Source organism: Pedobacter sp. 01N310 (assembly GCF_056399805.1).
This window is the reverse complement of sequence record NZ_JBFTSB010000004.1, coordinates 141,543-155,021: the sequence shown is the minus strand read 5'-3', so window position 1 is coordinate 155,021 and position 13,479 is coordinate 141,543. Positions and strand designations below refer to the sequence as shown.

The window sequence follows — 13,479 nt, the reverse complement described above, 5'->3', positions numbered from 1 at the left end:
TTATAATAAAATGAAATACTTAAAACTAATAATTATCCTGCTTTCGGCATCCACTGCTTTTGCGCAAAGTGATACAGGATATCCAAAAGCTAATTACACCAAAAAAGAAGTTTATATCCCAATGCGCGATGGAACTAAACTTTTTACCGCCATCTACACACCTAAAGATGCAGCCAAGGATAAAAAATATCCGATGATAATGCAACGTACCTGTTATAGCATTGCCCCATATGGCGAAGATAAATTTCCTGCAAAATTAGGCCCGTCAGAATTGATGATGAAAGAGGGCTATATCATGGTGTATCAGGATGTGCGCGGTCGCTGGAAAAGCGAAGGCACCTGGACCAATATGACCCCTGTTATCGATAACAAAAAAAGCAAAAAAGAGGTTGATGAAGGTTCTGATACTTACGATACCATTGATTGGCTGGTTAAAAACATAGCCAATAACAACGGCAAAGTTGGCCAATGGGGAATTTCTTATCCAGGCTTTTACACTGCTGCAGGAATTTTAAGCAATCATCCTGCTTTAAAAGCCTCATCGCCACAAGCGCCGATTTCAGATTTCTTTTTTGATGATTTCCACCACAACGGATCATTTTTGCAGAGTTATTTCATGACCTTTCCGGTATTTGGTGTGCAAAAAATCGATACTACCGCTAAAGCCTGGTATAATAACCAGTTAATCCTTCCAAAAACAAAAGATGGTTATCAGTTTGCGTTAGATTTAGGCCCTTTAAGCAATGCAGACAAATATTACAAGGATAATTTTTTCTGGCAAGAAACCGTTAACCACCCAAACTATGATGAGTTTTGGCAAAAACGTGGATTATTAAAACATTACAATACCATTAAACCTGCGGTGATGGTAGTTGGTGGATGGTACGATGCCGAAGATCTGTCTGGCCCGCTAAACATTTATAAAACCATCGAAAAGAAAAACCCTAATGCCTACAATACGATTGTAATGGGACCATTTGGGCATGGAAGATGGAGCCGCGAAACCGGTCATACCATGCATAGTAATGTGTATTTCGGAGATAGCATTGCTACCTTCTACCAGAAAGAAATTGAAGCTAAATTCTTTAATCACTTTTTAAAGGGCAATGGCGATAAAAACGCTGGCCTGCCTGAAGCCTATATGTTCGATACCGGTAAAAAACAATGGGAAACTTTTGCCAAATGGCCAACAGAAAAGGCGACTAAACAAAAATTATATCTGGGTGCTGATGGTAAGCTCAGCATGACTGCACCTGGTGCGGCCAGTTCAGTAAACTATATTAGCGATCCATTAAAGCCTGTTCCATATACCGAAGATTTAACCACTACATTGGGCTTTACACCACATAATTACATGAGTGAAGACCAACGTTTTGCAGGCAGAAGACCAGATGTATTGGTCTATCAAACCGATATATTGGATACCGACATTACCTTAGGAGGCGAAATTATGTCGCACCTTAAAATTGCAACCACGGGTACCGATGCAGATTTTATTGTAAAGCTGATCGATGTTTATCCTGCCGATGAGCCGAACAACTCTTACATGCCAAACAAGAATATCATTTTGAGCAATTACTGGCAAATGGTGCGTTCGGAAGTTATGCCTGCACGCTTCCGCAATAGTTTCGAAAAACCCGAGGCCTTGGTAGCCAACCAGAAAACGGATGTGAACTTTCAGCTACAGGATGTATTACACACCTTTAAAAAAGGACACCGGATTATGATCCAGGTGCAGAGTACAGCATTCCCTTTATTTGCACGTAATCCACAAAAATTCGTAGAAAACCCATATAAAGCAACAGAAGCCGATTATATTAAAGCTACGCAAACTGTATTTAACGATAGTTTTATCGAAGTTGATGTGATAAAATAAGCCTGAGCTTGTCGAAGGACCCGCTTAAATACCCTCTAAGGTGTTTCGACAGGCTCAACATGACAGCATCTGAGGTGAAATCGCCTTTATGATACACCCTCATAAATAACCGATCGTTTATAACGATCAACAAAAACATAACAAATGAAAAAGTTACTATTCATCCTTGCCATCAGCATCAGCATTTCGGCTGTACAGGCACAGATGCTTGGCAAAAACCAGGTAAACTCAAGGGCCGATAGCCTCCGCGGAACACTTACCCCTTTACGTACCTGCTACGATATTAATTATTACCACTTAGATGTGAAGATCGATATCGACCAAAAATCAGTTAGCGGAAGCAATGAATTTGCTTTTACCGCCACACAGGATTTCACCAAATTACAGTTCGATCTTTTTGATAACTTAAAAGTAGATAAAGTGGTATATAAAGGTGCCAGTTTACCTTTTACCCGAGAATATAATGCGGTTTTTGTAACCTTTCCTAAAGCAGTTAAAAAAGGAAGTAAAGATAGATTTATCGTTTTCTATTCTGGTAATCCTACTGTTGCCAAAACACCCCCTTGGGATGGCGGTTTTATCTTCAAAAAAGATGAAGCCGGCAATCCTTTTGTTTCCGTAGCCTGCCAGGGTTTAGGCGCAAGTGTATGGTGGCCAAATAAAGATCACCAGAGCGATGAAGTAGATAGTATGTTAATCAGCATTAGTGTTCTTAAAACTTTGCAGGAAATATCTAATGGAAGGCTGAGAAATACTGTAGATAAACCGGATGGTTACAAACAATACAATTGGTTTGTCGCTAATCCCATCAACAACTATGATGTAACCTTTTACATTGGCAAATATGCCCACTGGCAAGACAGTTACAATGGTGAAAACGGAAAACTCAGCATCGATTACTGGGCGCTGCAAACCGATAGCGCCAAAGCCCGCCCACATTGGGATGCCGATGTTAAACCCATGCTAAAATGTTTCGAATACTGGTTTGGTCCTTACCCATGGTACAAAGACGGTTACAAACTGGTTCAGGCACCACATTTAGGGATGGAACACCAAAGCGCAGTAGCTTATGGCAATCAGTTTAAACCAGGTTATTTAGGCAAAGATTTAAGCGGTACCGGCCATGGCTTAAAGTGGGATTTCATCACCATCCACGAGAGCGGCCACGAATGGTTCGGCAATAACATCACCTCAAAAGATATCGCCGATATGTGGATTCACGAAGGTTTCACCAATTATTCTGAGGTATTGTTTACCGAATGTACCGAGAACAAAGCAGCTGCTGATGAATATGTAATCGGATTACAAAAAATCATCCGTAATGATGTTCCAGTTATTGGTCCTTACGGTGTAAATAAAGAAGGCTCGGGCGACATGTATCCAAAAGGTGCAAATTTGATTAGTACCATTCGCCAGTTAATTAATAACGATGAAAAATTCAGACAGATTCTTCGCGGGCTAAGCAAAACATTTTACCATCAAACGGTAACCACTGCTCAGATTGAAAATTACATAGCCAAACAAAGCGGGCTTAAACTGGATAAAGTTTTCGATCAGTATTTACGTTTTACCAAAATCCCACTTTTAGCATATAAAATCAACAATGGCACTTTATCTTATCGCTGGATAACCGATGTTAAAGGTTTTGATATGCCTGTCCGTGTAACATTAAAAACAGGTGCATATACCTTGATTAAACCTACAAACGATTGGAAAACCATTAAGGTAGATGCCAGCATAAATGCAGATAACTTTAAACACGATCCGTTGTTTTATATTAACCTCAAAAAAGGTTAATCCTCGTCCAGACTTACGAAGTTTCCCTGGCCCGATAGCTCAGCTAACTTCGTAAGTCGGCCACCAAAGATAATTTTCAACTTGTGCAACTTTTCTTAAAAACAACCGTCTTATAAGAAAAGCTCATTATTCATCTAAAAAATAAAATCCATTACCATGAAAAAAGTATTTGCAATATTATTGGCATCCTTAACATTAACCTCTAGTATTAATGTAATTGCTAAAAATCAGATCAGCATCAACACTTCAAAAAATAATGGCGACGACAGAGATGTGAAAAACTTCAACGGAGTTGCTGCAGCAGGCCCAATAAACGTAATTGTAACTTTGGGCAATAGCGAAAGCTGTCGTTTAGAAGGCGATGCTGATGCATTGGCCTCAATTGTTACCGAAGTAAAAGGCAACGTTTTGGTTATCCGCCCGCAAACCAGTATTACTAGCTGGACTAGAAAATATGAAGGCAAAAAAATCACAGCTTACGTAACGGCAAAAGAGTTGGCCAGCTTAACCGTAAGCGGTGATGGCAACTTAAGTGTTAATGGAAAAATCAGCACAGGTAGTCTAACTACAACTGTAAGCGGTTCGGGAAGCATTAAAGCAATCGCTGATGTAGACAACTATAGTGGTGTGATTAGCGGTTCTGGTGCAATAAACATTACAGGCGGTGCAGATCATGCAAAAGTAGTAATCAGCAGCTCAGGCACCTTTGCCGGTAAATCTTTTTCTACAAAAACTTTAACCAGTACCATCAGTGGTTCAGGAACCGTAAATATCGCCGTAAGCGAAAGTATTAGAGCGGTAATCAGCGGATCAGGAAGCGTAAATTACTCTGGCAATCCAAGTGTTGATAAAACTATTGTTGGCTCAGGTGGGGTAAGAAAAGTATAAATTAAAACTTTTTAATAGAGAAACACCTGTAAGAAATTGTAGGTGTTTTTTTTGGTAAAAGATTAATTTTTAGCGCTATTCCCAACGCGATCGTCATGAGGTTGTATCATAAATATAGAATTGTCTCCTGTCCAAAGGACTCCTGTGGAGAGCTTGTCGAAGGACCTGTTTAATGCCCTCAAAGCGTTTCGACAAGCTCAACGTGACAGGTTGGAATGGAATCACAACTTATGATACAGCCTCATCTTTTCTGTAAAAGATCTTTGGTCGGACAATGTGCTTTAACATCCTTTTATTTTTATTTGAAAAGCAGATTATTGCTACTATTAAGTGTTAGTCCCGCTATTACTTCAAGTTCTTGCCCCGGTGAAAAATCGGAACTCTGGGCTCCATTTTATCGGCTTTAGGCACTCAGGTCTGCAAAGGAAATCTAACCGTTAGTTAAAGAAATTATAATTTAATGTGGTATTGGGCAGTATTCATTTGTATATTTAAACCAGGCTATAATCACAATACTAGCCATCAAAAACATAATGTATAATGGGTTTATTCAACGTATTTAAAAAGAAAAACATTGTAGAAGAAAATGAACAGATAGCAGAAAATGATCCATTGGAGAATTTCCCTGAACTGCTTACCGCTAAACTTTTATTCCTTGACAAACCTAACTTCGATAGCAATCAGGTATTAGCGGAGGTGAAAAAACACTTTGCAAATGTTGAACATTCCTTCTCAGAAAACACCTTTATTTTTTTATTCCCCAATCATCCCATTCAATTTGCTGATGCAACAATTCCGGCACAGTGCACGATAATGATACCTGATCAGGGCAAATCTGAGGTAGAACTTCCAGATGCTGCTTTTCAACAAAACTGGCATTGGCAAGAAGCCAATCAGATTGCTAAAAACTGCACTTATGAAATATTGGTAACTGATTTAATGTCGAGAACATTACCCTATAAAGAACGCTTAAATATATTTATGGATTTTCTGGTGGCAGTGATCAAGGCAACGCAACCAAATGCAGTTTATTCATCACCAGCACAAAAAATCTTAAATCCCCCCCACATGGTAAGCATTTGGGAGACGGATAAAATACAGATGTTAAATGCAATTTGCAATGTAAGGCTTTACAACATTAGCAACAATGCCGATCACAAAGAATTGTTAATGGATACAGTTGGTCTTCACTCCATTGGATTACCTGATTTTCAAATCCGGTTCTCAGCAGCTAACGAAAATGAAGTGGCTAATCTGTTATGGACATATGCTTGTTATGCTTATGAGTTTGGCGATATTATAGTTGACGGAAACACACTTGAAGGATTAAAAACTGGCTCAAAATGGAAATGTGTAAAGCAACTTTCGCTTGTAGGCCCGGACAGAGTTGTGGTAAATGTAACGCCAGATTAACGACAATCATTCCTTCAACACAAAATCCCGTGTCGGCTTTAAACATTTATTCCCCTAACAACATTTCAAATAATCCCTTAAGAATTCGCATATGCTTACCCAAACCTTAAAATCCCTTTTCAGTCGCGATCTTAACAAACTGAAATCCGAAATCGAATCATACAAAAATGAATCAAACCTATGGGTTATAGATAAGGAGATTGCAAACTCAGCAGGGAACCTTTGCCTGCATTTAATCGGAAACCTCAACACCTACATTGGCGCAACCTTGGGCGGCAGTAATTACATCCGAAACCGCGAATTGGAGTTTTCGTTAAAAGACATCCCTAAGCAGAAGCTTATCAACATGATCGAAGCAACCCTATCCGTGATTAACGAAACGCTGGATAAAATAACCGAAGAACAGCTCAATAGCGAATACCCAACATTGGTATTTCAGGAGAAAACATCAACCGAATTCTTCCTGGTTCACCTTACCACGCATTTAGCCTATCATTTAGGGCAGATCAATTACCACCGAAGGTTATTGGATGTATAATTTATTGTCATTAGAAACAGAAGCCAAGCATTGGGCGTCCAGCACAAAGTGATTTACGACACTAGATCGTCATTGCAAGGAGACTTTTTCAGCCGACAAAGCAATCTATTAAGAAAATACAATACATAGATGAAATTACTCATGATACAACAACTCTTTGCCCAAAACGCAACCAAAATATTAAAAAGCGATGGATCTGTTATCGGTTTAGCCGTGGGCGGCTCCTGGCTCAGCAACGAAATCGACGAATTTTCAGACCTCGACCTCATTTTGGTTACCAAAGAAAAACTATCAACAGATAAATCAAAAATGCTGCAATATGCCAGCCTTCTTGGCGATTTAATTTCTGCATTTACAGGAGAGCATGTTGGCGAACCCCGCGTATTGATCTGCCTTTACGACAAGCCATTGTTACATGTTGACATTAAGTTTTTAACCCTTGATGAATTTGCTTCAAGAGTAGAAAACCCTATGCTATTAATCGACAGAGACAATCAATTACAGCAAGTTCTTGATCAAACTGAAGCTAAATTCCCTTCACCAGATTACCAATGGATTGAAGACCGCTTTTGGACCTGGATGCATTATGCCCTCTTAAAAATCGGCAGAGGTGAGTATCTGGAAGCGCTAGATTTCTTCGGCTTTTTAAGAATGATCGTGTTTGGCCCTCTACTGCACATCAAAAACAACAACCTACCACGAGGTGTGCGTAAAGTAGAATCGCAGCTTCCTGCCGAAGATTTTAGCTTACTTAAAGGTACTGTTGCCGAATACAATAAAACATCTTTAATTACTGCGTTAGAAAATGCGATAGTGCTTTATAAAAACCTGAGAATTGATCTGTTTGATAAAGACATTAAGTATAACCAAAAAGCAGAAGATGCTGCTAAAAGCTACTTAACAATAATCAAAAAGCGAACAGCTTAGATAAATTTTAGTATCAGCAATAAACAGTTATTTAAATTGAAAGATTTATCTTATTATTGAGCAAACTAACGGCCTCGATTTTATAGAAATGCAACGCGATTTAACTATAAAAAAACTAAACATACTGTTTATCCCATTCCTGCTAATTTCTATATCAATATGTGTAGGCTATACTTTTCTACATTGGCTACTCGTAATCAAACTAGAACTTTTCTCTCTCAATGATACTATAATTCAATTTGCAGGACCAGCTGTAGTATCGTTGCTTGTAACTTTGCTCTTTTTTAGACGAAGAATCCGTATTTTAAATCTAAAGTCGAATAGGGACAAGCTACCTGATTTTTATTTCATAATCATTTTAATTGCCTTATCTATTCCAAACATAATCGCACAAAATTACCTTCCAAAAGCTACAGGAAAACTCACCCAATTATTTAGCATAAATGAAATCGATCAGCACAAGCCATCGAAGTATTATACGCTGAAAAAATTTAGTGTCGACAAAATTAATATCGGCGTAAATACCTTTGTTGAAGTTGGTGGAAGAAACAATGAGAATTTCGGCATTTATGTTTTCGTTGTCCTCCCGATTATCGATACAGATGCAGAAAGCGACCGGTGTAAGGCATTCCTGGGCGTCAAATATTCTAAAAACATCAGCAACAGGCTCACGCCAAAAGAAAAACAAGAAAACTACGAAACATTACTATCCATCAGTCAATATGATGTGGCGCACAATAACTTCGACGAGTTCAGATATCTGGAGCAAATTGGAAACAATAGCGATAAAGATGGTTACAAAGATGCAATATTGCATTGTATTAAATATGACCGGAGTACTGCACCAATACTCATTGCCCAAAAAGAACCTTTTGAAGATCGATTGGGTAATGAATCAGACTGGATCTTTATATCTTTTGGTATTTCATCAGTTATTTGGCTGATCATGGTGCTGATACCCAAAATTGATCGCCCTGCCCTCAAAAAATTTGAAAGCGGGACACCCATAAAAAATGATGACTTAATTGAATTCCTACGTTTCTTAAAACCAAAAAATGGCTTTTATATAACGCCTATTCTAGTTTTCATAAACATTGCACTCTTTTTAACAATGATGTTTAGTGGTCTCGGTTTCATGAATTTTGCCGCGACCGACCTGTTAACCTGGGGTGCAGATTTTGGCCCATTTGTAAAAAACGGACAATGGTGGAGATTAACCACCAATACCTTCTTACATGGAGGCATCATCCATATAACTACAAATATGATTGGCCTTATTTTTTTTGGTCTTACACTCGAAATGCGCTTGGGCAAAATCAGATTTCTGCTTTCTTACTTATTCATCGGAATAACGGCCAGTTTAGTAAGCATATGGTGGAACCCATCAATAGTTAGTGTTGGCGCCTCTGGGGCAATTTTCGGTTTATCGGGGATATTCCTTGCCTTACTGGTTTCAAAATTTTACGACGAAAACTTCACCAAGTCCTTTTTAATCGGAACCTTGATTTTTATTGGATATAACCTGCTCTATGGTTTGACTGGTAATATTGATAATGCTGCCCACATCGGAGGACTTATTAGTGGTTTTATTTTAGGTTTGATATTTCGGTTTACACTCGAAAAACCTGCAACAAAAAAGCGGGTATATAAGAAAGAAATGACTGTCGAAACAAGTTTATAACTTGCACATGCTGGTCATGTTAGCCAACGAATCTCCATTCATCCATCTAACATTTAATCCACAACGTCATTGCAGATATTCCTTTTAAATGGATTCTAGAAATTACAGGGTTAATTAAAGAAAGGAAGAAGAAATAATTTCGTATAAAACAAAAAAAGAGGCTTAAGCCTCCTTCCATATCTTTTAAAACTGAACCCCGATCAGCCACATATTTTCAATGTAGTTAATCTTCTGACTGGCCTTATCGTACTCATCCCAGCCAGTGGTATGCACATTGGTTAAATTGGTAGCGCCGAACTTTGTGGTATTTTGTAGGTAAACGTTTTTCCAAACATAAAACTTAAGTCCAACTTTTGCAGAAACACCGTAACCCGAAATACTGAAGTGGTTATTTCTGCCCTGTCCGAACAAACGTACATCTGAACGCGGAACCATCATGCCACCACCTAAACCGGTTTCTAAGGTTAAGGAAGTATTGCCGCCCGGAGCCACCCAAATATCATCATAACGCTCAATTTCGATATTTGCGTAATTAAAACCATCAGTATGCTCGTAGGTTAACATGCTCTCTTTAACATTAATGCTTTGTCCGTTATAATCACCTGCCAAATTACCTGTAGGTGTATTGGTTGGAGAAATATTTGGCCCGATGTGACCAGTAATCGCTACTGTTTGTGGGATGTCCATTACATATTTCATGTGGTCCCAACCGATTGAGATACTGTAGTTATCTTTGATAAAATAACCCGCACGGATATTGTATTGCGGTACGGTGATAAGTCCAGGGTTTAAATAAGCCCAGCTCAATTTAGATTGTCTATCATGTGCAATTACATCTTTTAAAGTAAAATCGTAGTTCGGGCCTTGAAACCTGATATCACTTTTCCCATACCACGAGCTGTTGTATCCCCAGTGAAAAAAGAAATCACCTTTACGGGAAAAATTCCTTTTATGCTCAGGGTTGAATAAACTTTTAGAAGTAGGTGTATTACTGCTTGAAGAGGCTTTAATCTCTTGTGCTTGCATTCGCTTGCCAAACAAGAGTGCTAAAAATAGAATGGTAATTTTTTTCACGCGGCAAATTGAGCAAAAAGACCAGTCAATTACAACAGCTTTAACATTTTGTAAGAGTTGCTGTACAAAAAATGACTTTAAAACATTAAAACCTGGTGTAAACGGCCAACTGAATAATATTATTAACCGTATTGTTCGAAATGCCATTTGTAATTTGGTTCATATACCCAGCTTCCAGATCAAACTGCTTCGAAAAACGATAACCTGCAGCGAGATATAACCTGTTCTGGTCGAAAACACTATTGTTAATTTTATCCTTATTCTGAATATTCAAAAATACTTCGTTCTGCAAAGCCACAAATGGCCCTTTTGTAAACGTTGGTTGAGTTTTTTGCAGAGGCTGGATCAACCTCACGAAATAACGGAAACGTTGTGAAAAAACATCTCCATCCGGGCGGCCAATAAAGCGTTGCTCAAGCCTTAGCCTATGGCTGGCAAAGATCGATTTTAGCTTATGGCTAAAAATATATTGTTCAAAAATACGGTTCTCATGTAAAAATGAATTACCAGCTACTATCGATTGCGATTGTGTAGTTTGCCATAAATAGCCCAGGGCCACATTGTGCTGGTTATTAATGAAATATTGTAACGCCGGGCGCACGAGGGTATTTCTCAAATATCCCCAATCATCAGCCGAACGCAGTTGAACATCGAATTGAAGCCCCCATTTATCATTAAATTTGGTGTTATTTAAAAACATAAACCAACCTGAATTTTGATGTTGGGTTTGTGCATAAAGCTTTCCAGAAGCCATGATGATGAGCACCACGGCAGACAATACTATTTTTTTCATAAGAAGAGATAAACCGGTTTTATCTGTGTGCCGCTAAATTAAAAGAAAAACAGTAAAGTGAAAAAAGAGTTGTTAATTAGTTAGAAAGTCAGGCGTCGGAGGTCTAAAGTTCAAATCCAGAGTTTGAAGCCCATTATACAATTTACCAAAACTGTGGCTCTAGCTTTGTATGCTTAGCGCCCTTGTGGTTAAAATCAAAAAACACTGTGTTTCTCTGTGTATAGCTCAATGTCCTCTATGGTAAAAAACATAACCACCTTTGCGTTTCTTTGCGAAACACTTTGCGCGCTTTGCAGTTAAATACGCTCATTATTAAAATTTCATTTAACGTTAAGCGATTAAAAATTTATCTTCGTTAAAGATTTGGGCATTACGGTATTTTCAATACCCTTAAAAATTGCGCTTATTTTAACATTACAAAACGTAAAATAGAACAAAAATGATTATCGAACCTAGAATGAGGGGCTTTATTTGTTTAACCGCACACCCTGATGGTTGCGCACAAAACGTAAAGAATCAAATTGAATATGTAAAATCTAAAGGAGCTATAGATGGTCCTAAAAAAGTATTGGTAATTGGCGCATCAACCGGTTTCGGTTTAGCTTCGCGTATTGCTGCTGCTTATGGTTCTGACGCTTCTACAATTGGCGTATTTTTCGAAAAAGCACCTTCTGAAGGCAAAACTGCATCACCAGGCTGGTACAATAGTGCAGCTTTTGAAAAAGAAGCCCATGCTGCCGGTTTATATGCAAAAAGCATTAATGGCGATGCATTTTCTAAAGAAATTAAAGAAAAAACAATTGAACTGATCAAGGCTGATCTGGGTCAGGTTGATTTAGTCATTTATAGCCTGGCATCGCCAGTTAGGAAACATCCGGATACAGAAGTGCTTCACCGCTCTACCTTAAAGCCTATCGGTGGAACTTATACTAATAAAACCGTCGATTTCCACACTGGTAATGTGACCGAAATTTCTATCGAGCCCGCTACCGAAGAAGATATTGCCAATACCGTTGCTGTAATGGGTGGGGAAGATTGGGCCATGTGGATTGATGCCTTAAAAGCAGAAAACCTACTTGCCAATGGTGCAACAACAGTAGCTTATTCGTATATCGGCCCAGCTTTAACTGAGCCTGTATACCGCAAAGGAACTATTGGAAGGGCTAAAGATGATTTAGAAGCTACTGCTTTTAAAATTAGTGATAAATTAAAAGATATTGATGGAAAAGCTTATGTATCAGTTAATAAAGCATTGGTAACGCAGGCAAGCTCTGCTATTCCGGTGATCCCCTTATATATTTCATTGTTGTATAAAGTAATGAAAGCTGAAGGCATCCACGAGGGTACAATTGAGCAGATCCAACGTTTATATGCTGATCGCTTATATACCGGAAATCCTATCCCTGTTGATGAAAAAGGAAGAATCAGAATCGACGATTGGGAAATGCGTGAAGATATCCAGGCTAAAGTTGCAGAACTTTGGAAAGAAGCAACAACCGAAACTTTACCTGCAATAGGTGATTTACCAGGTTACAGATCTGATTTCTTAAGCTTATTCGGTTTCGAAATTGATAAAGTTGATTATCAAAAAGATGCCCAGGAAGTAGTAGAAATTGAAGGTTTGGTAAACTAACTACTTAGATTCGTCACCCTGAACTTGTTTCAGGGTCTCAAACAATAAATTATAAACGGCTGGCCCTATAGCCAGCCGTTTTTATACCCAACCTACATGAATTTCGATTTACACCCTACATTAGCAAACGATTTAATTAAAGTTGTTCCCCTAAAAGAAGAGGATTTTGAAGCCCTTTTTGCAGTAGCCTTTGATCTGGGAACAGCACCCTAATAAAGACCGCTATAAAAGAGAGGTTTTCGAAAATTTCTTTAAAGGCGCAATAGAATCGATGGGTGCTTTTATCGTTTATGAAAAAGAAACCAATAAAGTTGTGGGCAGTTCCAGATACTACGAATTGGATGAAACAGAACATTCTGTCGCCGTTGGCTATACTTTTATTGCCCGCGAGTTTTGGGGAAAGGGGCATAATAAGGCTTTAAAAACTTTAATGTTTGATTATGCTTTTCAATTTGTAGATAAAGTAATCTTACATATTGGTGCTACTAATTTCCGTTCACAAAAAGCGACAGAAAAATTAGGAGCCCTTAAAATCGCCGAATTAGAAGTAGCCTATTATGGTGAGCCCTTAAAATGGAATTTTGTTTATCAGATCGATAAAGATAAGTGGGTGAATAAACCATCTTAAAGCTTTAACCACTAATTTTTACAGAAAGAGTCTGCCACGGAAACACTGAAACCACGGAAAAGGTATAAACATTCAATCGTCCTCGTTTGTAACGAAGATGACCGAGATTTGCAACTGCAATGCATAAGCAGCTAATTAATAGCAGGTTTTAACCACTGATTTTCACAGATCAACACAGATACTATGTCCTCCTTATCCGTGTTCATCCACTTCATCTGTGGTAAAAAGAAA

General features: G+C 38.4%; 11 protein-coding genes. 9 read left to right on the top strand and 2 right to left on the bottom strand.

The window, feature by feature from the left end:
• The first annotated feature begins 10 nt into the window (after positions 1-10).
• The 7 genes from AC1DNH_RS10630 to AC1DNH_RS10600 all read left to right on the top strand — a co-directional run bounded on the left by AC1DNH_RS10630 (position 11) and on the right by AC1DNH_RS10600 (position 9,120).
• Complete coding sequence (locus AC1DNH_RS10630; protein WP_477585305.1) at positions 11-1,876, top strand: CocE/NonD family hydrolase; 1,866 nt, start codon at positions 11-13, stop codon at positions 1,874-1,876.
• A gap of 144 nt (positions 1,877-2,020) precedes the next feature.
• Positions 2,021-3,673 (top strand): M1 family metallopeptidase, encoded by a 1,653-nt coding sequence (locus tag AC1DNH_RS10625; RefSeq protein WP_477625371.1) that lies wholly within the window; start codon positions 2,021-2,023, stop codon positions 3,671-3,673.
• A gap of 156 nt (positions 3,674-3,829) precedes the next feature.
• Positions 3,830-4,561 carry a head GIN domain-containing protein gene (locus AC1DNH_RS10620; protein WP_477584161.1) on the top strand — a complete coding sequence of 244 codons (732 nt, stop codon included), beginning with the start codon at positions 3,830-3,832 and terminating at the stop codon, positions 4,559-4,561.
• A gap of 540 nt (positions 4,562-5,101) precedes the next feature.
• Positions 5,102-5,974, top strand: a complete 873-nt coding sequence (locus AC1DNH_RS10615) for a DUF4261 domain-containing protein (protein WP_477611047.1) — start codon at positions 5,102-5,104, stop codon at positions 5,972-5,974.
• Between the two features lie 91 nt (positions 5,975-6,065).
• Positions 6,066-6,512 (top strand): DinB family protein, encoded by a 447-nt coding sequence (locus AC1DNH_RS10610; protein ID WP_477584165.1) that lies wholly within the window; start codon positions 6,066-6,068, stop codon positions 6,510-6,512.
• A 141-nt stretch (positions 6,513-6,653) separates the two neighbouring features.
• The gene (locus AC1DNH_RS10605; protein WP_477625370.1) at positions 6,654-7,439 is read left to right on the top strand and encodes a hypothetical protein; all 786 of its coding nucleotides are present in this window, start codon (positions 6,654-6,656) and stop codon (positions 7,437-7,439) included.
• A gap of 88 nt (positions 7,440-7,527) precedes the next feature.
• Positions 7,528-9,120, top strand: coding sequence for a rhomboid family intramembrane serine protease (locus AC1DNH_RS10600; RefSeq protein ID WP_477625369.1), 1,593 nt, complete (start codon positions 7,528-7,530; stop codon positions 9,118-9,120).
• A gap of 183 nt (positions 9,121-9,303) precedes the next feature.
• Here the strand turns inward: AC1DNH_RS10600 and AC1DNH_RS10595 are convergent, their stop codons facing one another.
• Both AC1DNH_RS10595 and AC1DNH_RS10590 read right to left on the bottom strand, forming a co-directional pair.
• Entirely contained in the window at positions 9,304-10,194 is an 891-nt protein-coding gene (locus tag AC1DNH_RS10595; RefSeq protein WP_477583005.1) for a hypothetical protein, read from the bottom strand.
• An 85-nt stretch (positions 10,195-10,279) separates the two neighbouring features.
• Complete coding sequence (locus AC1DNH_RS10590) at positions 10,280-10,987, bottom strand: DUF2490 domain-containing protein (protein WP_477583007.1); 708 nt, start codon at positions 10,985-10,987, stop codon at positions 10,280-10,282.
• Positions 10,988-11,426: 439 nt separating this feature from the next.
• Between AC1DNH_RS10590 and fabV the strand changes: the two genes are divergently transcribed.
• Both fabV and AC1DNH_RS10580 read left to right on the top strand, forming a co-directional pair.
• Positions 11,427-12,620: an enoyl-ACP reductase FabV gene (gene fabV / locus AC1DNH_RS10585; RefSeq protein ID WP_477583009.1), complete on the top strand. Its 1,194-nt coding sequence runs from the start codon at positions 11,427-11,429 to the stop codon at positions 12,618-12,620.
• Positions 12,621-12,810: 190 nt separating this feature from the next.
• Positions 12,811-13,248 (top strand): GNAT family N-acetyltransferase, encoded by a 438-nt coding sequence (locus AC1DNH_RS10580; RefSeq protein ID WP_477583011.1) that lies wholly within the window; start codon positions 12,811-12,813, stop codon positions 13,246-13,248.
• Positions 13,249-13,479 lie beyond the last annotated feature (231 nt).